The following is a 26,252-nucleotide window of genomic DNA, read 5'->3' on the forward strand; positions in this document are numbered from 1 at the left end:
CAGTCTCCCTCTCTCCCTTGACAGGCAGGCATAGCGCCCCTGCCCCCATATTGCAAAGATAGAAATGCCGCAGCGCAGCACCAACCGGGAGAATGCCGCCCTGTTTCCCCCTTGGCCGTGGGGCGGCAAACGCCTTGATCTGAAACGGGTTCGGACCGATCATCGCAAGCATCATCATGCCACAACCTTGGGAGTTTCGCATGACCAACCGTCTGCTTACCGCCGCCGCCGCGCTCGCGCTTTCGGCCAGCGGCGCGCTTGCCGCGCCCGATGCGATCACGCTTGGCATGGTGCTCGAGCCGCCGAACCTTGACCCGACCGCAGGGGCCGCAGCGGCAATCGACGAGGTGGTCTATGCCAATCTCTTCGAAGGGCTGACACGCTTTGCACCAGACGGATCGGTCCTGCCCGCGCTGGCACGCAGTTGGGATGTGTCGGAGGATGGCAGCAGCTATACCTTCCACCTTGCGCAGGGGGTGACCTTCCATGATGGCAGCGCCTTCGACGCGGAGGACGTGAAATTCTCGCTCGACCGCGCACGGGCCGAGGATAGCGCGAATGCGCAGAAGGCGCTCTTCAAGGGGATTGCCTCGGTCGAGGTAATTGACCCCGCGACGGTGAAGATCACGCTTTCCGCGCCGGACGGCGCGTTTCCCTTCAAGATGGCCTGGGGCGATGCGGTGATCCTCGCGCCCGAAAGCGCCGCCGAGGCCGCGACCCATCCGGTCGGCACCGGCCCCTTCCAATTCGGCGAATGGGCGCAGGGCGATCATGTCACCCTCACCGCCTATCCCGGCTATTGGGGCGACAAGCCTGCGCTGAATAGCGCGACCTTCCGCTTCATCTCGGACCCGACGGCGGCCTTCGCCGCGATGATGGCGGGCGACGTCGACGCCTTCCCGAACTTCCCCGCACCCGAGACGCTGATCCAGTTCCAGTCCGATCCGCGCTTCAAGGTCATCGTCGGCTCGACCGAGGGCGAGACGATCCTGGCGATGAACAACCGCAAGGCGCCGCTTGACGATATCCGCGTGCGCGAGGCGATCGCCCATGCGATCAATCGCCAGGACGTGATCGACGGCGCGATGTTCGGCTACGGCACGCCGATCGGCTCGCATTTCGCCCCGCACAATCCCGATTATCAGGATCTGACGGCCCTGTCGGCCTATGACCCGGAAAAGTCCAAGGCCCTGCTAGCCGAGGCCGGTGCTGACGATCTGACCCTGCGCCTTGCCCTGCCCCCGCCGACCTATGCCCGGCGAGGTGGTGAGATCATCGCCGCCCAGCTTGGCGCCGTCGGCATCAAGACCGAGATCAGCAACCTCGAATGGGCGCAATGGCTGGAGCAGGTTTTCAAGGGCAAGGATTTCGACCTGACCATCGTCAGTCACACCGAGCCCGCCGACATCAACATCTACGCCCGCGACGATTACTACTTCGGCTATGCCATCCCGGCGTTTCAAGAGCTGATGGCTGAACTCGACCGCACCACCGACGCGGGCGAGCGCAGCCGGATCAACCATGCCGCGCAGGAAATGATCGCCGCCGATTTCGTCAACGGCTATCTCTTCCAGCTTGCCAAGACCGGCGTCGCCAATGCCAAGATCGAGGGGCTGTGGGAGAACTCCCCCACCCAGGCCAACGACCTGACCGCCGTTCACTGGGTAGACTGACGCCCGCCAGATACGCCAACCTGCGCGGATTTCCCCCATCGAGGGGGAAGTCCGCGCGCCGGTGGGCCACCCTCGATGGGTGGCCCGCCGGCAACTCCCCTGACACCTGAAAGAAGAAACATGCTGATCGAAGCCCTGACCCCGAGCCTTGCCGAACCCGAAACCTCGCGCCCCGATGCCGAGAAAGTCCTTGCGGGCGACCCTGTGCATACCACCTGGAATGTCGAGGATGACCGCGGCCTGTACTGCGGCATCTGGCAATCGACCCCCGGCAAGTGGCGCATCAGCTACGACGAATGGGAATATTGCCGCATCCACGAGGGCCGCTCGATCATCGCGGGCGACGACGGCTCGCAGCTTGAGGTCGGGCCGGGCGACGCTTTCGTGATCCGTCCGGGCTTTACAGGCACCTGGGAGGTGCTGGAGACGACCCGGAAGGATTACGTCATCCTCGTGCGCTGATCAGTCGAGGCCCTGCAACTCGCGCTCGCGCGCGTCGATGCTCGAGAGCGTCAGCAGATAGGGCTCGGCTTCGACCCCGGAGGCCTGCGCCTCGGCAGCAGCAGCCGCGGCGGCATGGGCGTGCGCCTCGGCCAGGGCCGGATCGACGATCAGCCCCGCTTCCCAAGCTGCCTGATCGGCTGCAATCGCCGCGGTGTCCGAGGCCGACACAAGGTAGCCCGAGTGCAGCTCGACCATCGGGCCTTCCATCTCGAGGCTTTCCTCATAGGAGCGCACGCGCACCTTAGTGCCCAACTCCATCTCGTCATACATGTCGATGATGTCCTGGTTGAACAGCCGGATACAGCCCGCCGAAGTGGCCTTGCCGATCGAACTCGGGTCCATCGTGCCATGGATGCGATACATCGTGTCGCGCCCGCCGCGGTAAAGATACAGCGCCCGCGCACCGAGCGGATTGTCCAGCCCCCCCGGCAAACCACCCGCCAGCGGGCCGTAGATCTCGGGGTCTTGCCGGATCATGTTCTTGGTCGGCGTCCAGGAAGGGTATTCCTCCTTGCGCCGGATCACCGCATCGCCACGGAAGCCACGCCCCTCCTTGCCCACGGCGATGCCGAAACGCATGGCCTTGCCCGGCTCGACAACGTGGTAAAGCAGCCGCGCGAAGGGATCGACGACGAAGGTGCCGGGCTCTTCGGGGCCGTTATAGGCGACCCAACGGCGGCGGTTGCGTTCGTTCAGATAGGCGGGATTGACCGCGGGGATCACGCGCTCTCCGTCCTGACGCGCACGGTATTCAGGCGGTACGCCCGCGCTCGAAAGCGTTGTGCCAGAGGTGTTCGGCGCGCCGCAGGCGGCAAGGCCCACCACGGCCATGAGCAGTGCAAGCGGGCGCAAACTACGGGCGAAACTGCGGATCACGGCGGCATATCCCTCGAAACTGATTACGAATCCCGAACAGGATCCGACCAATCTGCGCAGATGGTCAAGCCCGCGTCTATGCGTCAACCCCCGCACAGGCCCGCGAACCCCGCCCGTGGCAAAAAAGCCCGCGCGAGGAATGCCTCGCGCGGGCCGACTTCAAACCGTGCCGGGATCAGTCGAGCTTGCCGATCGAGAAGAACAGCGTCTCGCCCGAGCTGTCATCGACCCCGTCGTTGTCGGAGACGATAAAGCCCTCGCCCGCCGCGTCGATGGCAAAGCCCTCGACCTTGTCCACGACATAGCCGCCGAAGGATTTCAGTTCCGGGATCAGGTCGCGCACTTCTTCCTTGGTCACCACGGGCAGTTCGCCGCCAAGCGCCGCAGGCTGCATCTCGGCCAGCTTCACGCGGAAGATCTTCTTCACCGCCGCCAGATCGCCCAGCTGGTTGTCGCGCTCGACGATATAGGCGTGATCGCCATGCAGGGTGATCTCGGACAGGCCCATCCAGCCCGCGCCCTTGGCTTCGAGCGGATAGCGCACCGCGCCCCACTCACCGCTGTCGGTGTTATAGGCCACCAGTTTGACCATACCTGCCGGATCGTCCTTCCACTCACGCTGAACGGCCATCCACAGCGTATCGCCGCGCTTGGCGATGCCTTCGAAGCCGAAGCGGACCTCGTTGGCCGACAGTTCGGCGGGCAGGCCGATCTGCTCCTTGATCTTGCCGTCCTGATCGACATGCACGATGCCATGCGGGATCATCTTGTCGCTGCGCCCTTCGGAGGCCAGCCAGAAGCCGCCTTCACCGTCAAGCGTGATGCCTTCAAGGTCCATCAGCTGCGCCGGAGCGCCATCGCGGGTGACCACGGTGGCCTTGGTGATGCGCGCGGGCTTGGTGGTCGCGTCGATGGTGAAGATCGAGGGCGCGGCCGAATAGAAGCTGTCCGACACACCATAAAGGATACCGGGCTTCTCGGCATCGGCGACGAGACCCGACAGCGCGCCCCAGCCGATCATCTGCTCGGCGCCAGCCGAGGTGATCGTGGGATAGGCCGCGGGGGCCTCGGTGCGTTCAAACAGCATGACATGGGCGCGCGCGCCGCCATCGGCGCCAAGGTCGGTCTCATTGGCCGAGACCAGCAGGTTGCGCGCGGGGATCGCGGCATAGCCTTCGGGGCCGATGCCCGAGGGCAGCAGTTGCAGCAGCTTCGGCGCCGCCAGATCGCTCACGTCATAGACACCGACGACCGAGCCGCGCTCGGATCCGATGAAGACCAGCGGCTTGCCGTCGAAGATGCCGAATTCGACCGACTCGGGCTCGACGCCCTTCTTGCCAGCGCGCTTGTCGGGGAAATGGCCGATCTCGGCCACGGCATGTTCAAAGGTGTTGCCGCTGTCGTAAACGACGGTGCCGTCCTTCTTGAAGATCGTCCAGCCGCGCGAGCCGCCTTTCCAGTCGCCCTCGTTGGCGGTGGCGAAGTGATCCTCGTCGATCCATTTCACCGCGTCGGGTTCACGCGGGATGTCGGTGAGGCTGCCGGTGAAGTCGATCTTGCCATCTTTCTTGGTGTCCACACCCTCAAGGCTGACGCTGCCTGCGCTGAAATGGCTGGCGACCTCGCCATCGGCGCCGATCACGATGATCGCGTTGTTTTCCTGCATGGTCACAACGATCTCGCCTGCGGCGTTGACGTCCACGAACTCGGGTTCGGGGTCATCACCGGCGACGGCGGCCAGACCGGTCACGTCGATCTTCTGCATCGCGTCGCAATCGGCCAGCCCGTCCTTGAGCGGAAGCTTGACCACATAGCCTGCCGGCATCTGCGGCAGTTCGCCGTCGTTCAGGTCCTCGTCGCGCTCGTTCTCGATCGCAACGGCCAGGAACGATCCGTCCTTCGCGCGCGCAATCGAATCCGGCTGACCGCCCAGATCGCAAGAGGCAACCTCGGCCCTGGTGCCCAGATCGACCATCGCCAGGCGGCCCGAGGGCGCCACGTAGCTTTCCGAGGTGTTGACGCCGACAAAGGCGGTATGGCCGATCACCGCGACCGAGGTCGGCTCGCCGTTCACGTCGATATTGCCAAGCGCCGTCGGAGCCTTGGGGTCGGCGATATCGACCAGACCGATCGCACCCAGCGGGCTGTCGGTGTAAACGAGCATCATCCCGTCTTCGGTCGCCGCGATGATCTCGGGCGAGGTTTCACGGGCGCGATCCTCGCCCTCGGCCATATTGGCCGGGGTCGCGAAAGCGGCGATGCGGTTGAAGTTCATCTCGGCCGCCGCAGGCATGGCGGCGCAAAGCGCGAGGGTCGAGCTGACGGCGAAAAGGCGTGGTGCGAACATTAATCGTCCTCCTGACGGAAATTGCGCGGACGATGGGACAGCGATGCGACAGATGCCTGACAGTGCCGCAAAGCTTTTGTGACACGCGCCCCGCAGAATCGGCCCGTTTCATGCTATGATCGCGCGTCCCCGGCCCGGCTGCGGGCATCCTGACCCGCTCGGTCGCGGACAGAGAGGGAGGAACCATGTCCAAATTCATCGTGACCGGCAGCTATTCCGCTGCCGCAATGAAAGGCATGATCGCCCATCCAAGCGATCGTGAAAGCGCCACCCGTGCCCTGGTCGAGGCTGCGGGCGGCAAGCTTGTGACCTACCTGCTGACGACCGGTGATCATGACTTCATGATGATCGTCGAGACCGATGACGTTCGGAAGATGCTGCCCGCCCTGATGGTCGCGGGGGCCTCGGGCTCGGTCAACGGGCTCAAGACCGTGCAAGCCTTCACCTCGGCCGAGTTTACCGCGGCGCAGAACGCCGCTGGTGATATCATGATGCGCTACTCGGCACCCGCGCAAAGCTGAACGGCCGGGTCCGCGGACCACCCGCGGACCCGAAGTTCTTACCCGACCACGTTGAACGCCGGACCATAGGGATATTTGGTGATGTCCTCGGCGCCGTCCTCGCCGATGACCAGAATGTCGTGCTCGCGGTAGCCGCCCGCGCCGGGCATGCCTTCGGGCAGGGTCAGCATCGGCTCCATCGAGATCACCATGCCGGGTTCCAGCACCGTGTCGATATCCTCGCGCAGCTCCAGCCCCGCCTCGCGGCCGTAGTAATGGCTGAGCACGCCGAAGCTGTGGCCGTAGCCGAAGGTGCGGTATTGCAGCAGGTCGCGCTCGGCGAAGAAATCGTTGATCTTGGCGGTAACCTCGTCGCAGCGCGCGCCCGGCACAAGCAGGCTCATGCCATATTCATGCGCCGCGACGTTGGCCTCCCAGATCTTCAGGCTGGCCGGGTCCACCTCGCCCACGAACATGGTGCGTTCCAGCGCGGTGTAATAGCCCGAAATCATCGGAAAGCAGTTGAGGCTGAGGATATCGCCGCGCCGCAGTTTGCGCCCGGTGACCGGGTTATGCGCGCCATCGGTATTGAGGCCGGACTGAAACCACACCCAGGTGTCGCGATACTCGGCGTCGGGGAAGCGTTTGGCGATCTCGGCCTCCATCGCGTCGCGGCCCGCCATGGCCACGTCGATCTCGCGCAGGCCCTCCTTGATCGTGTCGTGGATGGCAAAGCCGCCCACATCGGCCACCGCCGCGCCATGCTTGATCAACTCGATCTCGGCGGCGGATTTGACCAAGCGCTGCGCCATTGTCGCGGGGGCGATGTCCATGCCGCGCTTGGGCTTGAGGACGTGGTTGAACTTCTCTGCGTTCACCATGGTCAGGTGATCGGCCTCGACCCCCACTGCCTTGCCGGTGCCGATGATATGCGCCACTGCGCGCCAGTAGTTGTCGCGCGCCCAGTCGGTATAGGTCAGCGCCTCGCCATGGCAGCGCCGCCAGGGCTGGCCCGCGTCGATCCCCGCCGAGATCACGACCGAGCGGTCGCGCGTTACCACCAGCCCGTAGGGGCGGCCAAAGCTGCAATAGAGAAAGCCCGAGTAATAGGCGATGTTATGCATCGAGGTCATGAGGCAGGCGTCGAGGCTGTGCATCTCCATCAGGTCGCGCAGACCTTCCAGACGGGCCTCGTATTCCTCGGGGGCGAAGGGCAGCGGCGCCTTCTGGCCGTTCTCGCAGGTGTAGAATTCGGGTCTTTGCATTGTCGTCTCCGTAGGGGCCAGGGGACCCCGAAAGATCCCGGCGTACAGGACGTCCGGCGGTTGCCCGCAAGTCACCGGGCCCTTGGCCCTCTGGCGACGCCATCGCCGCGACTCGCGCAGATGCTGCCGCAAGCTGCGCCGCCGCGCAATCCCCTGCGAAATGGCCGGCCGCGCGCGAGGGGCCTTGACCATCCGGTCCGCTCGGCGGAACCTGCCCGCGATGGGCCGCTATATCCTGAAACGCATTGCCTCGTTGATTGCCTCGCTGATTGTGGCGAGCCTTGCGATTTTCGCGCTGATCGAGGTGACGCCGGGCGATCCTGCCGCCTTTATGTTGGGGCTGAACGCCGCGCCCGAGACGGTCGCCGCGCTGCGCGACCAGCTTGGCCTGAACGAGCCCCTGCCACTGCGCTACCTGCATTGGGTGGGCGGCATGCTGAGCGGCGATTTCGGGCTGAGCTATACCTACAAGGTGCCGGTGGCCGAACTGGTGGGCGACCGACTGAAGATCTCGCTGCCCTTGGCGCTGATCGCGCTCGCGCTGTCTACGGCACTGGCGCTACCAGCCGGGTTGATCGCCGCTGCGCGACGGGGCAAGGCGGCGGATGCGGCGGTGATGGGGGCTACGCAGCTTGGCATCGCCGTGCCGAACTTCTGGTTCGCGATGCTGCTGGTCTTGCTGCTCGCGGTGCGCTGGCGGCTGTTCCCGGCGGGGGGCTTTCCGGGCTGGTCCGACCCGCTCGCCGCGCTGCGCGCCCTGACCCTGCCCGCCATCGCGCTGGCGCTGCCACAAGCGGCGATCCTTGCGCGCGTGCTGCGTTCGGCCCTGATCGAGACATTGGGGCAGGACTATATCCGCACCGCCCGCGCCAAGGGCCTGAGCCGACAGGCCGCGCTGACCCGCCATGCGCTGCGCAATGCGCTGATCCCGGTGCTGACAATCCTCGGGATGCAGTTTTCGTTCCTCCTGGCAGGCGCGATCATCATCGAGAATGTCTTTTACCTGCCGGGCCTCGGGCGGCTGATCTTCCAGGCGATCACGCAGCGCGATCTGATCGTGGTTGAATCCGTCGTCATGCTGCTGGTCTTTGCCGTGATCGCGGTCACCTTCTTGACCGACCTCGCCTATGCCGCCGTGGACCCGCGGCTAAGGAGACCGGCATGAGACCCGCGCTTGTGCTTGGGGCGGCACTGTCCGCGCTCGCGTTGGTCGCGGCGCTGATCTCGCTGACCTGGACGCCCTATGACGTGACCGCGTTACAGATCGGGGCGCGACTGCAGCCGCCCTCAGAAGCGCATTGGTTGGGCACCGATCATTTCGGGCGTGACATCCTGTCGATGATCATGGCGGGGGCGCGCACCTCGCTTGCGGTGGCGCTGGTCGCGGTGGGGATCGGCATGGGGCTTGGCGTGCCCTTAGGCCTTGCCGCCGCCGCGCATCGGGGGCGCTGGCTTGATGAGGCGATCATGCGCGGGAACGACCTGATCTTTGCCTTCCCCTCGCTGGTGATCGCCATCCTGATCACCGCCGTTTTCGGCCCCTCGGCTCTGAACGCGATCATCGCCATCGGCATCTTCAACATACCCGTCTTTGCCCGTGTGGCGCGCGCGGGCGCGCTCAGCCTCTGGACGCTTGATTACATCCGCGCGGCGCGGGTGGCGGGCAAGCATCGCACCCGCATCTCGGTCGAGCATATCCTGCCCAATATCGCGAACCTCTTGATCGTGCAGGGGACGATCCAGTTCAGCCTTGGGATTCTGGCCGAGGCGGGGCTGAGCTACGTGGGCCTTGGCGCGCAGCCGCCGACGCCTAGCTGGGGCCGGATGCTGGCCGAGGCGCAGACCATGGTGGTGATGGCGCCGCATGTGGCGCTGTTTCCGGGCCTTGCGATCGTCGCCACCGTGCTCGGGCTGAACCTTCTGGGCGACGGGTTGCGCGACGCGCTTGACCCAAGGCTGCGGGGGCGCGTGGCATGAGCCTTTTGTCGCTCGAAACCCTCTCGGTCCAGATCGGCCCCACGGCGATCCTGCGCGAGGTCTCGCTGTCGCTGGCGCCGGGCGAAATCGTCGGGCTGGTGGGCGAGTCTGGTTCGGGCAAGTCGATGACCGCACTTGCGATCATGGGGCTTTTGCCGCCGGGCGCGCGGGTCTCGGGCGCCGTCCGGCTGGAGGGTCGCGAGATCACCACCCTGCCCGAACGCGCGCTTTGCCGTCTGCGCGGCAACGAGGTCGGCATGATCTTTCAAGAGCCGATGACCGCCCTCAACCCGCTGATGACCATCGGCGATCAGGTGGCCGAGACGCTGATGGTCCACCAAAAAATGCCACGCGCCGAGGCGCTGGCGGTGGCCCGCGACCGGCTGGATCGCGTGGGCCTGACTGCCCCGCGCTTCCCGCTCGATCTTTATCCGCATGAGCTCTCGGGCGGCCAGCGTCAGCGCGTGGCCATCGCGCTGGCCATCGCGCTGCGCCCGCGCCTGCTGATCGCGGACGAGCCCACGACCGCGCTCGACGTCACCACCCAAGCCGAGGTGCTAAGCCTGCTGCACGATCTTGCGCGGTCTGAAGGCATGGCGCTTTTGCTTATCACCCATGACCTTGCCGTGGTCGCCGGCATGGCGGACCGGGTGGCGGTGATGCAGGCGGGCCAAGTGGTCGAGACCGGCTTGACCGAGCGGCTCTTTCGCCGCCCCAAGGCACGCTATACCGCCGATCTGCTGGCGGCCTCGACCCACCATCCTGCCGCCGCCCGCGCACCCAAGACCGGCACGCCGCTGCTGACGGTCAGCGCCGCGACCCGCAGCTATCGCCTGCCGCGCCCCAAGCCCTTCGCCCCCCACCCCGAGCTGCGCGCCGTCGATAACGTCAGCTTCACACTGAACGCGGGGGAATCGCTCGGGCTCGTGGGCGAGTCCGGCTGCGGCAAATCCACCCTGACCCGCGCGATCCTTGGGCTTGATCCGCTGGCCTCTGGCGCGATCACGCTTTCGGGCCATCCGGTCAGCCCCGAAATGCCCAGCCATGCCCGCGCCGATGTGCAGGTGGTGTTTCAGGACCCCTACAGCTCGTTCAACCCGCGCCAACGGGTCGAGCGGCTGGTCGCCGAGCCTTTCCACCTGACCGGCCGCCCCGCCGACTGGCGCGACCGCGTGGCCGAGGCGCTGCGCGAGGTGGGCCTTTCGCCCGACGACCGCGGCAAGTTCATCCACGAATTTTCGGGCGGGCAGCGCCAGCGCATCGCCATCGCCCGCGCGCTGATCACCCGCCCCAAGCTGATCGTGCTGGACGAGGCGGTCTCGGCCCTCGACGTTCGGGTGCGCGCGCAGGTGCTTGATCTGCTGGCGGGGCTGCAACGCAGCCACGATCTGGCCTACCTGTTCATCTCGCATGACCTGTCTGTGGTGCGCGCGGTCACAACCCGCTGCCTTGTGATGCAGGCGGGCAAGATCGTCGAGCAGGGCCCGACCGAGGCGCTCTTTACCGCCCCGCAACACGCCTACACCGCGCGGCTTCTGGCCGCCGCGCCGCAAATTCCGCAAGCATGGACGGAGGAGAGACATGCAACCGCTCTGGTTTGACCCGGCCGAGATTCTGATTGGCGGGCAGTGGCTGCCCACCGCCGATCGCCTGCCGGTCGAGAACCCCTCGACCGGGGAGACCTTCGCCGAGATTGCGCGCGGCACGCCCGCTGATATCGACGCGGCCGTCGCGGCGGCCCAAGGCGCGCTTGCGGGCGATTGGGGCGCGCTAACGGCGGCTGAACGCGGGCGCGTTCTCATGCGCATGTCCAGCCTGGTGCTGGAGCACGCCGAGGCGCTGGCGCAGGCCGAGGCGCTTGACGTTGGCAAGCCGCTGAAACAGGCGCGCGCCGATGTGGTGGCGCTGGCGCGGTATCTGGAATTCTACGGCGGCGCGGCGGACAAGGTGATGGGCGAGACCATCCCCTATCTGAACGGCTACACCGCCTACACGCTGCGCGAACCCCATGGGGTGACGGCGCATATCGTGCCCTGGAACTACCCGATGCAGATCATTGGCCGCTCGGTCGGGGCGGCGCTGGCGATGGGCAATGCGGCGGTGCTGAAACCCGCCGAGGAGGCCTCGCTGACCGCGCTGGCCTTCGGGCGGATCGCCTGCGCGGCGGGGCTGCCCGCGGGCGCGCTGAATATCGTCACGGGTCTGGGCGAGGAAGCAGGGGCGGCGCTGTCCTCGCATTCCGGCATCAACCATCTCAGCTTTACCGGCTCGGTCGCCGTGGGGCAGATGATCCAGGCGGCGACGGCGGCGAATGTCGTGCCGGTGACGCTGGAACTGGGCGGCAAGTCGCCGCAACTGGTGTTTGCGGATGCGGATTTGGACCGGGCGCTGCCATTCCTGGTCAATGCAGGCATCCAGAACGCGGGTCAGACCTGCTCGGCCGCCTCGCGCATCCTGGTCGAGCGCAGCCGCTATGACGAGGTCGTCACCCGCATGGCCGAGGCCTATCGCGCCCTGCGCGTGGGGCCTGCGCTGGCCGATCTCGACCTCGGGCCACTGATCTCGGGGCGGCAAAAGCAGATCGTCGAGGGCTATCTGGCACTGGCCGCCGATCTTGAGATCGCGGCGCGCGGGCAGGTCGTGGCCGATGCGCCTGCGGGCGGGCATTACGTCGCGCCTACGCTGATCGCGGGCGGGCATGGCGCGCATCGCCTCGCGCAAGAGGAAATCTTTGGTCCGGCGCAGCTTGTCATCCCCTTCGAGGGTGAAGACGAAGCCACCGCCATCGCCAACTGCACCGATTACGGGCTGGTTGCTTCGGTTTGGTCCGAAAGCGGGCCGCGCGCGATGCGCATGGCCAGACGCTTGCGGGCGGGGCAGGTTTTCCTGAACAATTACGGCGCGGGCGGTGGGGTCGAACTACCCTTCGGCGGCACCGGCAAATCCGGCCATGGCCGCGAAAAGGGGTTCGAGGCGCTCTATGGTTTCTCGGCGCTGAAGACCGTCGCGGCGTGGCACGGCTGAGGGAGGATGACATGAGACTGGAAGGCAAGACGGCAATCGTGACGGGGGCGGCCTCGGGGTTCGGGGCGGGCATTGCGCGGCGCTTCGTGGCCGAGGGTGCGCAGGTGATGGTTGCCGACCTGAACGGCGCGGCGGCAACCGCGTTCGCCGCCGAGATCGGCGCGATCCATTGCGCGGTTGATGTAAGCCGGGGCGAGTCCGTCGCCGCGATGACCGAGACCGCGATGCAGGCCTGGGGGCGGATCGACATTCTGGTGAACAACGCGGGCACCACCCACCTGCCCGCCTTTATGGAGGAGGTCTCGGAGGCCGACTTCGACCGGGTCTTCGCGGTCAACGGCAAGTCGGTCTATCTGACCGCACGCAGCATCGTGCCACATATGAAAGCCGCCGGATGCGGGGCGATCCTGAACGTGGCCTCGACGGCGGGCGTGTCACCGCGCCCCCGGCTGAACTGGTACAACGCTTCGAAGGGCTGGATGATCACCGCGACCCGCGCCATGGCGATCGAGCTGGCCCCCTTCGGCGTGCGCGTGAACGCGATCAACCCGGTGGCCGGGGAAACGCCGCTGCTGAAGAGCTTCATGGGCGAGGACACCCCCGAGGTGCGCGCGAAGTTCTTGGCCACGATCCCGATCGGGCGCTTCTCGACGCCCGAGGACATGGCGAATGCGGCGCTCTTCCTGTGCTCGGACGAGGCGTCGATGATCACCGGCGTCGCGATGGAAGTGGACGGCGGACGCTGCATCTGAGGGGGACGCGATGAGACCGGGGCCAAGAAATCTGATCACCGATGTGGCGGGGCTGCGCGTGGGCAATGCGCAGGACGCGGGGCTGCGTTCGGGCTGCACCGTACTGGTGGGCGAGCGCCCCTTCGTCGCAGCCGTGCATGTGATGGGCGGCGCGCCCGGCACGCGCGAGACAGACCTGCTGGCCCCCGACAAGCTGGTGCAAGAGGTGGACGCGCTGGTGTTGTCTGGCGGGTCTGCCTTCGGGCTTGATGCGGCCTCGGGCGTGACCGAGGGGCTGCGGGCGATGGGGCGCGGCTTTGCCGTGGGCGACATGCGCGTGCCAATCGTGCCTGGCGCGATCCTGTTCGACCTGCTCAATGGCGGCGATAAGGGTTGGGCCGCCAACCCCTATGCGCCCCTTGGCCGCGCGGCGCTGGAGGCCAGCGGTTCTGATTTCGAGATCGGCACGGCGGGCGCGGGTTACGGCGCGATGACCGGAAACCTCAAGGGCGGGCTCGGCTCGACCTCGGCGGTGTTGGAGAACGGCATCACCGTCGGCGCGCTGGTGGCGGTCAATGCGCTTGGGCAGGCGACGGTTGGCGAGCAGCCGCAGTTCTGGGCCGCGCCATGGGAATTGCAGGGCGAATTCGGCGGGCTTGGCGCTGCGGCCTCCTACCCGGCGGCGCATGAGCCCGCACCGATGAAGCGGATGGGCGAGGCCACCACCATCGCCATCGTCGCGACCGACGCGATCCTGACGCAGGCGCAGGCGCAACGTATGGCGGTCGCGGCGCATGACGGAATGGCGCGGGCGCTTGTGCCCTCGCACACGCCCTTTGATGGCGATCTGGTCTTTGCGGCAGCGACCGGTGCGCGCGCCCTGCCCGATCCGGTCGCCGACCCCTTCGTCCTGGGCCATGCGGCGGCCAGTTGCCTTGCACGCGCCATCGCGCGCGCCATTCATGCCACAACCCCCATGCCCGGCGATCTGCAACCCTGCTGGTCGGCACGATTCCGCGCCTGACCTGCCAGTTTGGCAAGCGCACCGCCCTCTTCGGCAAGCGCGGCGGCCCTATCTGACCATTCGGACGGATGGACAAGGCCCCTCTGCGCGTGCTTCCCTCTCTCCATGCCCAAATTCCGGGAGGATGACCCATGCTCGATACCAATACTGATCTCAAATCCCTGCTCAAGGACCCCTCACTGCTGGCCACCAAGGCCTATGTCGCCGGCGAGTGGATCGACGCCGATGACGGCGCCACCTTCGAGGTGACCAACCCCGCCCGTGGCGACGTGATCTGCTCCGTGCCCGACCTGTCGCGCGCCGAGACCGCCCGCGCCATCGAGGCCGCTCAGGTCGCGATGAAAGACTGGGCCGCACGCACCGGCAAGGAACGCGCCGCGATCATGCGCAAGTGGTTCGAGCTGATGATGGCGAACCAGGAAGACCTCGCGTTGATCCTGACCGCCGAGATGGGCAAGCCCCTGCCCGAAGCGCGCGGCGAGATCGCCTATGGCGCCTCGTTCATCGAATGGTTCGGCGAAGAGGCCAAGCGCATCTACGGCGAAACCATCCCCGGCCACATGCGCGACAAGCGCATTCAGGTGATCAAACAGCCGATCGGCGTCGTGGGTTCGATCACGCCGTGGAACTTCCCCAACGCCATGATCACGCGCAAGGCCGGCCCGGCGATCGCCGTGGGCTGCGGCTTTGTCTGCCGTCCGGCCTCGGAGACCCCGCTCTCGGCGCTGGCGATGGCGGTTCTGGGCGAACGCGCGGGCCTGCCCAAGGGCATCATGTCGGTCGTGACCTCGTCGCGCGCCTCGGACATCGGCAAGGAGTTCTGCGAGAACCACGCCGTGCGCAAGCTGACCTTCACCGGCTCGACCGAAGTGGGTCGCATCCTGCTGCGCCAGGCCGCCGATCAGGTCATGAAATGCTCGATGGAACTGGGCGGCAACGCGCCCTTCATCGTGTTCGACGACGCCGATCTGGATGCGGCGGTCGAGGGCGCGATGATGTCCAAGTTCCGCAACAACGGCCAGACCTGCGTCTGCGCCAACCGCATCTACGTGCAGGCCGGTGTCTATGACGCCTTCGCCGAAAAGCTGGCCGCTGCAGTGCGCAAGCTGAACGTGGGCGACGGGCTGAACGAGGGTATCACCACTGGTCCGTTGATCTCGGACAAGGCCGTGGCCAAGGTCGAGGAGCACATTGCCGACGCGCTCAAGGGCGGCGGCAAGGTCGTGGCCGGCGGCGTGCGCCACGCGCTTGGCGGCACTTTCTTCGAGCCGACCGTCGTCACCGGCGTCACGCAGGACATGAAGGTCGCGACCGAGGAAACCTTTGGCCCCGTTGCACCGCTGTTCCGCTTCGAAACCGAGGAAGAGGTGGTCGAGAAGGCCAACGCCACGATCTTCGGCCTGGCGTCCTATTTCTACGCCCGCGACATCGGCCGCATCACCCGCGTGCAGGAAGGCCTCGAATACGGGATCGTCGGCGTCAACACCGGCATCATCTCGACCGAGGTTGCCCCCTTCGGTGGCGTCAAGCAGTCGGGCCTGGGCCGCGAAGGCTCGCACCACGGCTGTGAGGATTACCTTGAAATGAAATACATCTGCCTGTCGATCTGACGACTGGCAAAGCGACGCAAGGCGGCCTTCGGGCCGCCTTTTTTCATGCCTGCCCTGCAAAGAAAAAGGCCGCCCGAGGGGCGGCCCTTGCGTTCGTGGGGGGCGAGGATCACTTGTCCTCGTCTTCCTCGTCGTCGTCATCGTCATGCGGCAGGTTGAAGAAGCTGTCCGCATTCGAGAAGTCCTTGGGCTCGGCCTTCTCTTCATCGCCACCACCCAGGGTGAAGTTCTCCAACCCTGCGATCGCGGTCGGCAGGCGCGGCTCGGTCGCCATGCCAAGCGACTGCTCGGTCGAGACCAGCTTGCGGCGCTCGTCATCGCTCATCACGCCGTCGGCCGCGCGCTTCTTGGCGGCTTTCTGCACCTCGGAATCCAGTTCCGACTGGCGGCAAAGGCCAAGCGCGACCGGGTCGATCGCGGTCATGTTCTGGATGTTCCAGTGCGTGCGCTCGCGGATCGAGGCGATGGTCGGCTTGGTGGTGCCCACCAGACGCGCGATCTGCGCATCCGCGAGTTCGGGGTGGAACTTGACCAGCCACAGGATCGCGTTCGGGCGATCCTGACGCTTGGACAGCGGGGTGTAGCGCGGGCCACGGCGCTTGTCCTCGCCCACGGCAGCGGCGTTGAACTTCAGACGCAGCTTGTAGCCGGGGTCGGCCTCGCCCTTGTCGATTTCTTTCTGGTCGAGCTGGTTCGAGGCGATCGGGTCAAAACCCTTCACGCCAGCGGCCACGTCGCCATCGGCAATGCCCTGCACTTCAAGTTCGTGCATCCCGCAGAAATCCGCGATCTGCTTGAAGGTCAGCGTCGTGTTGTCCACCAGCCAAACGGCGGTCGCCTTGGACATCAGGGGCTTGTTCGTCATCGGAGCCATCCTTTACAAATCTCTCCCGTGCCGAGAAACCGGCTGCGGCCCAGGTCATTCCCGGCCGCGGTCCATTTCTGGTGGGGAATTGAGCCGTATATAGTGCCGAAAACGTCCGGAGAAAAGAGAAAATGAAGCGATTCGCTCTGGCCTGCCTGATGCTTTGGCCGCTGAGTGCGCAGGCCGAGGGCGAACGGGCGGGCGATTTCGACTATTACCTGCTGTCGCTCTCATGGGCGCCGGGCTGGTGCGCGACCGATGGCGCGGGCCGCGATGTCGCGCAATGCGATCCGGCGAATGACGCGACCTTCGTGCTGCACGGGCTCTGGCCGCAATATGAGACCGGCTGGCCCAGCTATTGCCGCACCACCGCCCGCGATCCCTCGCGCGCGCAATCGGCGGCGATGGAGGATGTGATGGGTTCGGATGGCGCGGCCTGGTATCAGTGGAAAAAGCACGGCCGCTGCGCGGGGTTGAGCGCCGAGGATTATTACGCCACGGCCCGCGCGGCCTATGAGAGCGTGACGATCCCCGAGGTCTTCTCGCGCCTCGACCGTGACATCCGCCTGCCCGCAAGCGTGGTCGAAGAGGCCTTCCTTGAGGCCAACCCAGATCTGTCCCGCGACCAGATCACCATCACCTGCAAAGCGGGACGGATTCAGGAGGCACGGATTTGCCTGACCAAAGACCTTGAGCCCCGCAGATGCGGCAGGGATACGATCCGCGACTGCACCATGCGGGACGCGCTGATGGAGGCGGTGCGTTAACGCACCTTCAGCACGATCTTGCCGATATGGGCGTTGCTTTCCATCCGCGCATGGGCGGCGGCGGCATCGGCCAGCGGGTATTCGCTGTCATGGATCACCCGCAGCTTGCCCGCGTCGATCATCGGCCAAACCCGGTCGCGCAGTTGTGCCGCAATCTCGGCCTTGGCGGCGTCTGATTGCGGGCGCAGGGTCGAGCCGGTGATCGTCAGCCTCCGCAGCATGATCTGGGCAAAGTTGATCTCGGCCTTGGGGCTTTCGAGGAAGGCGATGAAGACCATCCGCCCATCATCCGCCATCGCCTTGATATTGCGCGCGATATAGCTGCCGCCGACCATATCGAGGACCAGGTCGGCCCCGCCCTCGGCGCGCAGCAGCTCAACGAAATCCTGCTCTCGGTAGTTGATCGCGGTTGCGCCCAGATCGGCGCAGGCTGCGCATTTCTCGGCCGAACCGGCGGTGGCAAAGACCCGCGCGCCAAGCGCCGAGGCGATTTGGATCGCTGTCGTGCCGATACCGGATGAGCCGCCATGCACCAGGAACCGCTCGCCCGCCTTCAGCCCGCCGCGCATGACGATGTTGGACCAGACGGTGAAGCAGGTCTCGGGCAGGCAGGCGGCGTCGCGCAAACTGACACCCATGGGCACCGGCAGCGCATGGGCGGCAGGCGTTACGACATACTCGGCATAACCGCCGCCGGGCAGCAGCGCACAGACCGGATCACCCACCTGCCAGCCCGCGACATCGGGCCCAAGCGCGGCCACGCGCCCCGAACACTCCAGCCCCGGCAGGTCCGAGGCACCGGGCGGCGCCTTATAGGCGCCCGCGCGCTGCAGCGCATCGGGGCGGTTTACGCCCGCATAGGCCACCTCGATCAGGATCTCGCTCGGCCCTGGCATCGGCACAGCGCGCGTCGTGCTCTTGAGCACCTCGGGGCCGCCCGGAGCGGTGATCTCGACCGCCGTCATCATCTGCGCCAAAGTCATTTATCGCCTCCCGTCCGGCCCGGCAGATCCGGCGCCGTGGGGGCCCTCAGCGACCCCAGAAAATCCTTCACCAGGGGCAAGCCCATGACCTTGCCCTTGACCTTCTCGAACTGCATCACGTTCTCGATCCGATGATCGAGGAACTCGCGCGTCTCACGGTGATCCTCGCTCTCGTCGCCCAACCAGAAGAGCACCGTCGCGGAATAGACACCCGACAGCGTCATACGCTTGGTGTACCAGTTGAAATCCTCGCTCGTGTCGCCAAGCGCGCGCCAGATCCGGTCAGTTGTTTCCCAGATCAGCTTGCTGCCCGTCGCCGCGTGCTGCGGCAGCGCGAACAGCGCAGCCCCCCTGCGCACCATCTCGCGGTCGGCCACCTCTAGGCGCAGCCGCACCGCGGCGGCGATCTTGTCGCGAAACTTGAACCCGGTGAAATCGGCCGCGGCAATCGCGGCCTCCATCGCACGGTCACCCGCGCGGTGATAGGCTACCGCCAGATCGACCGCTCCACGCGGGCAGACCACACGCGCCAACCCCGGATCAACCCCCAGATCGGCAACCGCAGCCTTGAACGCAGGCTCCGACCAGCCATCGAAGGGCACGTGCGGCTCGATCGCGGCAAGCAGTTCGGCCTGTAGCCGATCCACGTCCAAATGGTCGTTTTTCATGGAGTTTTTCCTTCCGCGCGGGCAGTAGACAAAGCGGGGCTTCCCTGCTATATGGCCGCTTCCTGCACTCTGATGCAACTCTAACTTAGGAAGGTGGTGACACCACATGCAGGTCAGCGTTCGCGACAACAACGTCGAACAGGCGCTTCGTGCTCTGAAGAAAAAACTTCAGCGCGAGGGGGTTTTCCGTGAAATGAAGCTCAAGCAGCATTTCGAGAAGCCTTCGGTTAAGAAAGCGCGCGAGAAAGCTGAAGCCGTCCGTCGTGCCCGTAAACTGGCACGCAAGAAGGCCCAGCGTGAAGGCGCTCTCTAAGCTCCTGAAAATGCTGGCGGTTTATCCGCACCGATCAACCCCCGTGGCCCGGCCATCGGGGGTTTTTTGGTTCTCACGCGGTCGTGAATTGCGCTTGTGTCGCGGCCGTACTCAGGGTTCCGCATCATGCCCGATTTCGGCCCCGTCTTTCATCATCTAGGCCTGATTCTGCTGGCGCTCGGGGTCACCATGCTCGCCCCCGCCGGGCTGGACCTGTCGCTTTCCGATCCGAACTGGGCGCAGGTCTTCGAAGCCGCGATCATAACGATTCTCTTCGGTGCGCTGCTGGCGCTTGCCTCGCGGGTGGATCGAGGCAAGGGGCTGACGCTGCGCCAGGCCTACCTGCTGACCGCTGCGATATGGTTGATCGTTCCGGCCTTCGGCGCGCTGCCCTTCATCCTTGGCATGCCCGATGTCAGCTATGCCGACGCCTATTTCGAGGCCGTCTCTGGCATCACCACCACCGGTTACACCGTGTTCGTCAAGCTTGAGGAGCTGCCAAGATCGGTGGTCCTGTGGAGAGGCATGCTGAACTGGATGGGCGGACTGGGCATCGCCTTCGTCGCGATGATCTTTCTGCCGGTCATGCGTATCGGCGGGATGCGCTATTTCCAGACAGAAGGCTTCGACACGCTTGGCAAGATTCTGCCGCGCGCCCGCGATATCGCGATCTCGCTGCTGCAGATCTACACGGGCCTGACGATCCTGTGCGCGCTGATCTTTCTGCTCTGCGGGATGCCGGTGCTCGATGCGGTGGTCCATGCCATGGCGGCGATCGCAACGGGCGGCTTTGGCACCTATGACGCGAACTTCGCGATCTGGTCGCCCGCCGCGCAATATGCGGGGCTGGTGTTCATGCTTCTGGGCGCGATGCCCTACATCCGTTTCTTCCAGCTGATGCAGGGACAGCCCAAGCCGCTCTGGCGCGACTCGCAAGTGCGCGCCTTCCTGCGCTGGTTCGTCTATTTCTGCGTGATGATGTCGGCCTATCGCGCGGTCCGCGAAGATACCTCATTCGAGCAGATCTTCCGCGAAACCGCGTTCAACTTCGCCTCGGTGTTGACCGGCACCGGCTTCGGCGTTTCCGGGATCGAGACCTGGGGGCCCTTCGCGCTGGTCCTGGCCTTCCTGCTGGGCTTGGTGGGCGGCTGCACGGGGTCCAGCTCGGGCGCGCTTTCGGTGTTTCGGGTGCAGATCGTGCTGGCAGCCATCGGCACCAGTGTGCGGCAGCTTCACTCCCCCCATCGGGTTATTCAGCCGCGCTACGATAGCAAGGCGCTGGATGAAACCACGCTTTACCCACTGATGCTGCATGTCACCGGCTATATCCTGACGCTTGGCGTGCTCTCGGTCGCGATGTCCATGGCCGGGGTTGATCTGACCTCGGCGCTGTTCGCGATCTGGGGCTGCATCGGCAATATCGGTTTCGGCATCGGGCCGATGGTCACGCGCACCGGAACCATGGTCGATTTCAACGACACGGCGACCTGGCTGATGACGCTGGCGATGCTGCTGGGGCGGCTTGGCTTGCTGGCAATCCTGGTCTTGGCCCTGCCGCGCTTCTGGCGCGACTAGACGGGCAGTGCGGTGGTCTTGAAGACCGTGCGCAACGCAAAGCTCGACTGCATCCCCTGCACGCCCGGCAGCCGCGCCAGCTTGGCGCGGTGTATGCGCGCGAAATCCTCGGTATCCTCGGCCACGACCTTCAGCAGGTAATCGGCCGAGCCCGCCATCAGGTGGCATTCCAGCACGTCGGGGATTTTCTTGACCTCGCGTTCGAAGGCCTCAAGCACCTCATCGGCCTGCCCCGACAGGGTGATCTCGACAAAGACCGTTGTCGGACGCCCGAGTTTGCGGGTATCGAGCAGCGCCACGTAATCGCGGATATAGCCGTCCTCCTCCAGCCGCTGCACCCGGCGATGGCAGGCCGAAGCCGAGAGATTCACCCGCTCGGACAGTTCCGCATTCGAGATGCGGCCCTGCTTTTGCAGCACGGTCAAGATTCGGCGATCTGTGGCGTCAAGCGTCATGATTGCGCAATTTTCTCCGGCCAAAATGGCGTTAATCCGAACATATCATCGGAAATAGCCTAAAATCGCAACAGGAATTCAATACAATTGCGGCGAAAAGCGCGCAGGATTGTCCGCATACAGATCGCGATGATCTAGGGAGGATACCAAATGAAAATCGGATGCGTGCGCGAAATCAAGCCGCAAGAATTCCGCGTGGGCATGACGCCGGGCGCGGCCACCGAGGCCGTTGCGAACGGCCATGAAGTGCTGATCGAGGCTGGCGCGGGCATGGGCTCGGGCTTCGCAGATGCCGACTATGTCGACGCGGGCGCCCAGATCCTGCCCGACGCCGCTGCCGTCTTTGCCGAAGCCGACATGATCGTGAAGGTCAAGGAGCCGCAGGCTGTCGAGCGTGCCATGCTGCGCCCCGGCCAGATCCTGTTCACCTACCTGCACCTGGCCCCCGATCCGGAGCAGACCAAGGACCTGATCAAATCGGGTGCCACCTGCATCGCCTATGAAACCGTGACCGACCGCAACGGCGGCCTGCCGCTGCTGGCACCGATGTCCGAGGTTGCGGGCAAGCTGGCCCCGCAGGTCGGCGCCTACACCCTGCAAAAGGCCAATGGCGGCCGCGGAGTGCTGATGGGCGGCGTTCCGGGCGTTGCCCCGGCCAAGGTCGTCGTGATCGGCGGCGGCGTTGTGGGCACCCATGCGGCCCGCGTGGCTGCCGGGATGGGCGCCGATGTGACCGTTCTCGACCGCTCGCTGCCGCGCCTGCGCCAGCTTGACGACATGTTCGGCAAGACCTTCCGCACCGCCTACTCGAGCCGCGCCACCACGGCCGAGCTTGTCTCGCAGGCCGATATGGTCATCGGCGCCGTGCTGATCCCGGGCGCCGCCGCGCCCAAGCTGGTGACGCGCGACATGCTCAAGACCATGAAGCCCGGCGCGGTCATCGTCGATGTCGCGATCGACCAGGGCGGCTGCTGCGAGACCTCGCACGCCACCACCCACCAGGACCCGATCTACGAAGTCGATGGCGTGATGCACTACTGCGTGGCGAACATGCCGGGCGCGGTTGCCCGCACCTCGACGCTGGCGCTTGGCAACGCGACGCTGCCCTTCATGCTGGCGCTGGCCAACAAGGGCTGGAAGCAGGCCTGCTACGAAGATCCGCACCTGCTGGCCGGTCTGAACGTGCACGCGGGCCATATCACCTGCCCGCCGGTGGGCGAGGCGCTCGGGATGCCGTTCATCACCGCGCACGAGGCGCTGTCCGTCTAAGCGAAAGGCCCGGTCAAAAGACCGGGCCTTTTCCATTCTGCGATCCGAGTGGCTTACTTTTGCAACGCGTCGCGGATCTGCATCAGAACCTCCAGCTCGGTCGGGCCCGCGGGCGCGGCCGGCGCGGGTTCCTCGGGCGCGGCGGCCGCGTCCTTGATGCGGTTGACCGCCTTGACCAGCAGGAACACCACGAAGGCGATAATCAGGAAGTTGATGACCGCCGTGAAGAAGGCGCCATAGGCGAAGACCGGCGCACCCGCTTCGCGCGCCGCAGCCAGCGACGGGAACTCACCCTCGCCCAGATTCACGAAGAGATTGGAGAAGTCGAGCCCGCCGGTGACAACCCCGATGATCGGGTTGATCAGGTCCGAGACCAGCGAAGTCACGATCGCGGTAAAAGCCGCGCCGATGATGATACCGACGGCCATGTCCATGACATTGCCCTTGGCGATGAAATTCTTGAACTCTTTGATCATTTCTTGCCCCTGAACAGTGCCGCGTCGTTTGGTCGCGACCCGTAAGGGGTAGCATGATTCCAAACCGACTGCATCTTTACCGTAGGGGGAATTTCGTGCCTCGCATCCCCGCGTCAGGAGATTTTCATGTTCGACCTTGCCCGCCATCCCGTCACGCAACGCTGGCCCGCAACCGATCCTTCGGCGATCCAGCTTTACTCCCGCCCCACCCCAAACGGGGTCAAGGTGTCGATCATGCTTGAAGAGATCGGGCTGCCCTATGAGGCCCATCACGTCCGGTTCGAGGAGCGCGAGCAATTCTCGCCCGAGTTCACCGCGCTGAACCCGAACAACAAGATCCCGGCGATCATCGACCCGAACGGCCCCGGCGGGCAGCCCCAGACCCTGACCGAGAGCGGCGCGATCCTGATTTACCTGGCCGAGAAGACCGGGCGCCTCCTGCCCGCGCAGGATCGCTATCCGATCCTGCAATGGCTGATGTTCCAGATGAGCTTCGTCGGCCCGATGTTCGGCCAACTGGCCTATTATCACACCGGCGCCGGGCGCGAGATCGAAGACCCGCGCCCCAAGGAGCGCTTCCGCGCCGAGGTCGAGCGCGAACTCAAGCTGCTCGACGCAGCGCTTGAGGGGAAGGAGTGGATCGTCGGGGATTACTCGATCGCGGATATCGCCATCGCACCCTGGCTGCGCGCGCTTCGTGACGGCTACAAGGCGGCGGATATCGCGGGATGGGATCAGTTGTGCAACGTGCCCGGCTATCTCGACCGGTTCCTGGCCCGCCCGGCGGTGCAGCGCGGGTTGAACGCGCCCCGGCGCGACTAACGGTCAGCCGGGCATCGCCGAACGCAATTGCGCGCGGGCCTGCGCCATCCGGGCGCGGGCGCGATCACGCTCATCGGCATGGAAAGCGCGCTCCAGCGGCAGCGTCTGTTCAAGCGAGGCCAGATCGTCGCGCAGCGCGGCAAGGGCGGCTTGCAGGGCCTCGGCTTCGGATGCGTTGGCCCGTTCCTGCGCGGCAGAAAACTGATCCAGAAGCGCGCGCAAGGCAGCCACGCGCCCCGTGGCCACCGCCTCGGCCGCCGCGCAGCGGGCCATGTCGCCAGCCGCGCGCGAAAACTCTTCGACCGCAGCGTCGATTGCATCCTCGGGCAGGGTGAACACCCGCCCGATACCGATCCAGTTCGCCCCGTCAGACATTATCCCCCCGCAGATCGTTTCTGCGGGCAGGCTCTCAGATCAAAGTGAACAAGTGGTGAACGGAGCCCGACTCAGGCGGGCTGGCGCAGGATCTTGCACATGGGTTCGAACATCTCGGCATTGGCCGCGATGACCGAGCCGCTTTCGAAGATGTCGCGCCCCTCGCGCACCGGGCCGATGAACCCGCCGGCTTCCTTCACGAGGATCAGGCCCGCAGCCATATCCCACGGATTGATGCCGCGTTCCCAATAGCCCTCGTAGCGGCCTGCGGCCACATAGGCGAGGTCAAGCGCCGCCGAGCCGAAGCGGCGCACACCGGCGCAGACCGGCATCAGACGCGCAAGGTCTTGCAGCGTGGCGGGCAGGGTCGATTTGCCACCGAAAGGCACACCGGTCGCAAAGATCGACTCGATCATGTTGCGGCGGCCCGAGACGCGCAGCCGGGTCTCGTTCATGAAGGCGCCAAGACCCTTTTCGGCGTAGTAAAGCTCATCCTTCGCCGCGTCGAAGATCACCCCGGCGACAACCTCGCCCTTATGCTCAAGCGCGATCGAGACGGCCCAATGCGGCAGGCCGTGCAGGAAGTTGGTGGTGCCATCGAGCGGATCGACGATCCAGCGGCGGGTCGGGTCTTCGCCCGCATCCTCGCCGGTTTCCTCACCCAGCCAGCCATAGGACGGGCGCGCGCCGCGCAGCTCTTCCTTGATGATGCGCTCGGCCTCGCGGTCGGCTTTCGACACGAAATCCCCCGGACCCTTGGACGAGACCTGAAGGTTCTCGACTTCGCGGAAGTCCTTGACCAGCGAGCGGCCAGCCTTGCGGGCTGCCTTGATCATCAGGTTGAGGTTTGCGCTGCCTTGCATCGGGGGGCTCCTTTGGCTCAAGGGCTCGCCATACACAAGGCGCGCCGAGATTCCAAGGGGTCAGGTGCCGGTGATGAACTCGGATCGCTTGGGTAGAAGGATCGTCAACACGCCCATCGCGGGAAGGGCCGAGCAGATCAGGTAAACCATGCGAATGCCGTAGTGGTCGGCCAGCACGCCAAGCGCCGCCGCGGCGATCCCGCCCATGCCGAAGGCGAGACCGAAGAAGATGCCCGCCACCATGCCCACGCGGCCCGGCAGCAGCTCTTGCGCGAAGACGACGATGGCCGAGAAGGCCGAGGCGAGGATCAACCCGATCAGCACCGACAGCACGCCCGAGGCCACCAGCCCCACATGCGGCAGCGCCAGCGTGAAGGGCAGAACGCCCAGGATCGAGATCCAGATCACCGTCATCGGCCCCCAGCGATCCGCCACCGGCCCACCCAGCACCGTGCCCGCCGCCACCGCGCCGAGGAATAAAAACAGCATCAGCTGCGCCGAGCGGGTATCCACCGCGAAGGTCTCGATCAGGTAGAAGGTGTAATAAGAGCTGATCGAGGCCATGTAGATATTCTTGGTGAAGGTCAGGAAGGCCAGCACCGACAGCGCCACCACGACCCGATTGCGCGGCAGCGGCAGGGTCTTGTCGCCCGCCCGGCGCACCCGATCGCCAAGCACGCCGCCATACCAGCGGCTGACGCGTACCAGCACCGTGCCCGCGATTACCGCCAGAATACCAAACAGCGCAACCGATCCGCGCCCCAGCGGAAGCACGATGAAGGCCGCCAGCAAGGGCCCGATGGCCGTGCCGAAATTGCCGCCCACCTGAAACACCGATTGCGCAAGCCCAAAGCGCCCGCCCGAGGCCAGGCGTGCCACGCGGCTGCTTTCGGGGTGGAATATCGCCGAGCCGATCCCGATCAGCATCGCACCCAGGATCAGCACCGGGTAGCTCGGCGCAAAGGCCAGCACCAGCACCCCGCAGAAGGTCGAGGCCGAGGCGACCGGCAGTGACCATGGCTGCGGGCGCGCATCGGTGAAGATCCCGATGGCGGGCTGCAACAGCGAGGCCGTGCCCTGAAAGGCCAGCGTCATCATCCCGATCTGCCAGTAATCGAGCGCGAAATCCGCCTTCAGCATCGGGTAGATCGCCGAGAGCATCGACTGCATCACATCATTGAGCATGTGACACAGGCTGATCGCGATCAGGATCGGGAAGACGGTCGCGCTGGTGGCGCGGGTCGGCTGCGGAATGGCGGTCATCGGAATGTCCCTCGGATTGCAACCGAT

General features: G+C 65.6%; 26 protein-coding genes. 15 read left to right on the forward strand and 11 right to left on the reverse strand.

Going from position 1 to position 26,252, the window contains the following annotated elements; all coding sequences use genetic code 11:
- Positions 1-200: 200 nt before the first annotated feature.
- Positions 201-1,673: an ABC transporter substrate-binding protein gene (locus N3C64_RS11285; RefSeq protein WP_260014462.1), complete on the forward strand. Its 1,473-nt coding sequence runs from the start codon at positions 201-203 to the stop codon at positions 1,671-1,673.
- A gap of 120 nt (positions 1,674-1,793) precedes the next feature.
- A complete protein-coding gene (locus N3C64_RS11290; protein ID WP_260014464.1) occupies positions 1,794-2,135 on the forward strand; it encodes a cupin domain-containing protein in 342 nt (113 codons plus the stop codon).
- Here the strand turns inward: N3C64_RS11290 and N3C64_RS11295 are convergent, their stop codons facing one another.
- Both N3C64_RS11295 and N3C64_RS11300 read right to left on the reverse strand, forming a co-directional pair.
- A complete protein-coding gene (locus N3C64_RS11295) occupies positions 2,136-3,053 on the reverse strand; it encodes a L,D-transpeptidase (protein ID WP_260014465.1) in 918 nt (305 codons plus the stop codon).
- Between the two features lie 175 nt (positions 3,054-3,228).
- Complete coding sequence (locus N3C64_RS11300) at positions 3,229-5,400, reverse strand: esterase-like activity of phytase family protein (RefSeq protein WP_260014466.1); 2,172 nt, start codon at positions 5,398-5,400, stop codon at positions 3,229-3,231.
- 185 nt (positions 5,401-5,585) lie between these two features.
- Between N3C64_RS11300 and N3C64_RS11305 the strand changes: the two genes are divergently transcribed.
- Entirely contained in the window at positions 5,586-5,921 is a 336-nt protein-coding gene (locus N3C64_RS11305; protein ID WP_260014467.1) for a GYD domain-containing protein, read from the forward strand.
- A gap of 38 nt (positions 5,922-5,959) precedes the next feature.
- Here the strand turns inward: N3C64_RS11305 and N3C64_RS11310 are convergent, their stop codons facing one another.
- Complete coding sequence (locus N3C64_RS11310; RefSeq protein ID WP_260014468.1) at positions 5,960-7,165, reverse strand: aminopeptidase P family protein; 1,206 nt, start codon at positions 7,163-7,165, stop codon at positions 5,960-5,962.
- A 220-nt stretch (positions 7,166-7,385) separates the two neighbouring features.
- Between N3C64_RS11310 and N3C64_RS11315 the strand changes: the two genes are divergently transcribed.
- The 7 genes from N3C64_RS11315 (at position 7,386) to N3C64_RS11345 (ending at position 15,531) form a co-directional block, all read left to right on the forward strand.
- Positions 7,386-8,330, forward strand: a complete 945-nt coding sequence (locus N3C64_RS11315) for an ABC transporter permease (protein ID WP_260014469.1) — start codon at positions 7,386-7,388, stop codon at positions 8,328-8,330.
- Positions 8,327-9,142, forward strand: coding sequence for an ABC transporter permease (locus tag N3C64_RS11320; RefSeq protein ID WP_260014470.1), 816 nt, complete (start codon positions 8,327-8,329; stop codon positions 9,140-9,142). Before N3C64_RS11315 ends, N3C64_RS11320 begins: the two co-directional genes overlap by 4 nt.
- Positions 9,139-10,743, forward strand: a complete 1,605-nt coding sequence (locus N3C64_RS11325) for an ABC transporter ATP-binding protein (RefSeq protein ID WP_260014471.1) — start codon at positions 9,139-9,141, stop codon at positions 10,741-10,743. The genes N3C64_RS11320 and N3C64_RS11325 overlap by 4 nt, the downstream gene beginning before the upstream one ends.
- A complete protein-coding gene (locus tag N3C64_RS11330; RefSeq protein WP_260014473.1) occupies positions 10,724-12,166 on the forward strand; it encodes an aldehyde dehydrogenase family protein in 1,443 nt (480 codons plus the stop codon). Before N3C64_RS11325 ends, N3C64_RS11330 begins: the two co-directional genes overlap by 20 nt.
- A gap of 11 nt (positions 12,167-12,177) precedes the next feature.
- The gene (locus N3C64_RS11335; protein ID WP_260014475.1) at positions 12,178-12,918 is read left to right on the forward strand and encodes an SDR family oxidoreductase; all 741 of its coding nucleotides are present in this window, start codon (positions 12,178-12,180) and stop codon (positions 12,916-12,918) included.
- A 10-nt stretch (positions 12,919-12,928) separates the two neighbouring features.
- On the forward strand, positions 12,929-13,921 hold the full coding sequence (locus tag N3C64_RS11340) for a P1 family peptidase (protein ID WP_260014477.1): 993 nt from the start codon (positions 12,929-12,931) through the stop codon (positions 13,919-13,921).
- A gap of 131 nt (positions 13,922-14,052) precedes the next feature.
- Positions 14,053-15,531 carry an NAD-dependent succinate-semialdehyde dehydrogenase gene (locus N3C64_RS11345; RefSeq protein WP_218630609.1) on the forward strand — a complete coding sequence of 493 codons (1,479 nt, stop codon included), beginning with the start codon at positions 14,053-14,055 and terminating at the stop codon, positions 15,529-15,531.
- Positions 15,532-15,640: 109 nt separating this feature from the next.
- On the opposite strand, the gene N3C64_RS11350 is transcribed toward N3C64_RS11345, so the two are convergent.
- Complete coding sequence (locus tag N3C64_RS11350; protein ID WP_260014480.1) at positions 15,641-16,396, reverse strand: DUF1013 domain-containing protein; 756 nt, start codon at positions 16,394-16,396, stop codon at positions 15,641-15,643.
- 131 nt (positions 16,397-16,527) lie between these two features.
- Between N3C64_RS11350 and N3C64_RS11355 the strand changes: the two genes are divergently transcribed.
- A complete protein-coding gene (locus tag N3C64_RS11355) occupies positions 16,528-17,163 on the forward strand; it encodes a ribonuclease T2 family protein (RefSeq protein WP_260014482.1) in 636 nt (211 codons plus the stop codon).
- Here N3C64_RS11355 and N3C64_RS11360 read toward each other — a convergent pair.
- A complete protein-coding gene (locus N3C64_RS11360; RefSeq protein WP_260014484.1) occupies positions 17,160-18,146 on the reverse strand; it encodes an NAD(P)H-quinone oxidoreductase in 987 nt (328 codons plus the stop codon). The two genes, N3C64_RS11355 and N3C64_RS11360, sit on opposite strands and share 4 nt — an antisense overlap.
- The gene (locus N3C64_RS11365) at positions 18,143-18,814 is read right to left on the reverse strand and encodes a COQ9 family protein (RefSeq protein ID WP_260014485.1); all 672 of its coding nucleotides are present in this window, start codon (positions 18,812-18,814) and stop codon (positions 18,143-18,145) included. Before N3C64_RS11365 ends, N3C64_RS11360 begins: the two co-directional genes overlap by 4 nt.
- Positions 18,815-18,920: 106 nt before the next feature.
- Between N3C64_RS11365 and rpsU the strand changes: the two genes are divergently transcribed.
- The gene (gene rpsU / locus N3C64_RS11370; protein WP_011748553.1) at positions 18,921-19,127 is read left to right on the forward strand and encodes a 30S ribosomal protein S21; all 207 of its coding nucleotides are present in this window, start codon (positions 18,921-18,923) and stop codon (positions 19,125-19,127) included.
- A gap of 126 nt (positions 19,128-19,253) precedes the next feature.
- Positions 19,254-20,702: a TrkH family potassium uptake protein gene (locus tag N3C64_RS11375; RefSeq protein ID WP_260014497.1), complete on the forward strand. Its 1,449-nt coding sequence runs from the start codon at positions 19,254-19,256 to the stop codon at positions 20,700-20,702.
- On the opposite strand, the gene N3C64_RS11380 is transcribed toward N3C64_RS11375, so the two are convergent.
- Complete coding sequence (locus tag N3C64_RS11380) at positions 20,699-21,157, reverse strand: Lrp/AsnC family transcriptional regulator (protein ID WP_218630615.1); 459 nt, start codon at positions 21,155-21,157, stop codon at positions 20,699-20,701. The genes N3C64_RS11375 and N3C64_RS11380 overlap by 4 nt on opposite strands.
- A 150-nt stretch (positions 21,158-21,307) precedes the next feature.
- Between N3C64_RS11380 and ald the strand changes: the two genes are divergently transcribed.
- Positions 21,308-22,426 (forward strand): alanine dehydrogenase, encoded by a 1,119-nt coding sequence (ald, locus tag N3C64_RS11385; RefSeq protein ID WP_218630616.1) that lies wholly within the window; start codon positions 21,308-21,310, stop codon positions 22,424-22,426.
- A gap of 53 nt (positions 22,427-22,479) precedes the next feature.
- Here the strand turns inward: ald and mscL are convergent, their stop codons facing one another.
- Positions 22,480-22,902 (reverse strand): large conductance mechanosensitive channel protein MscL, encoded by a 423-nt coding sequence (gene mscL, locus N3C64_RS11390; protein ID WP_218630617.1) that lies wholly within the window; start codon positions 22,900-22,902, stop codon positions 22,480-22,482.
- A 126-nt stretch (positions 22,903-23,028) separates the two neighbouring features.
- Between mscL and N3C64_RS11395 the strand changes: the two genes are divergently transcribed.
- Positions 23,029-23,724, forward strand: coding sequence for a glutathione S-transferase family protein (locus N3C64_RS11395; protein WP_260014499.1), 696 nt, complete (start codon positions 23,029-23,031; stop codon positions 23,722-23,724).
- 3 nt (positions 23,725-23,727) lie between these two features.
- Here N3C64_RS11395 and N3C64_RS11400 read toward each other — a convergent pair whose 3' ends face one another.
- From N3C64_RS11400 to N3C64_RS11410, 3 genes are all read right to left on the reverse strand, one after another.
- Complete coding sequence (locus N3C64_RS11400; RefSeq protein ID WP_260014500.1) at positions 23,728-24,099, reverse strand: hypothetical protein; 372 nt, start codon at positions 24,097-24,099, stop codon at positions 23,728-23,730.
- A gap of 71 nt (positions 24,100-24,170) precedes the next feature.
- Positions 24,171-24,962, reverse strand: coding sequence for an inositol monophosphatase family protein (locus N3C64_RS11405; protein ID WP_218630620.1), 792 nt, complete (start codon positions 24,960-24,962; stop codon positions 24,171-24,173).
- Between the two features lie 60 nt (positions 24,963-25,022).
- The gene (locus N3C64_RS11410; RefSeq protein WP_260014501.1) at positions 25,023-26,225 is read right to left on the reverse strand and encodes an MFS transporter; all 1,203 of its coding nucleotides are present in this window, start codon (positions 26,223-26,225) and stop codon (positions 25,023-25,025) included.
- Positions 26,226-26,252 lie beyond the last annotated feature (27 nt).

Source organism: Sedimentimonas flavescens (genome assembly GCF_025154035.1).
GTDB classification, from domain to species: Bacteria; Pseudomonadota; Alphaproteobacteria; order Rhodobacterales; family Rhodobacteraceae; genus Rhodobacter; species Rhodobacter flavescens.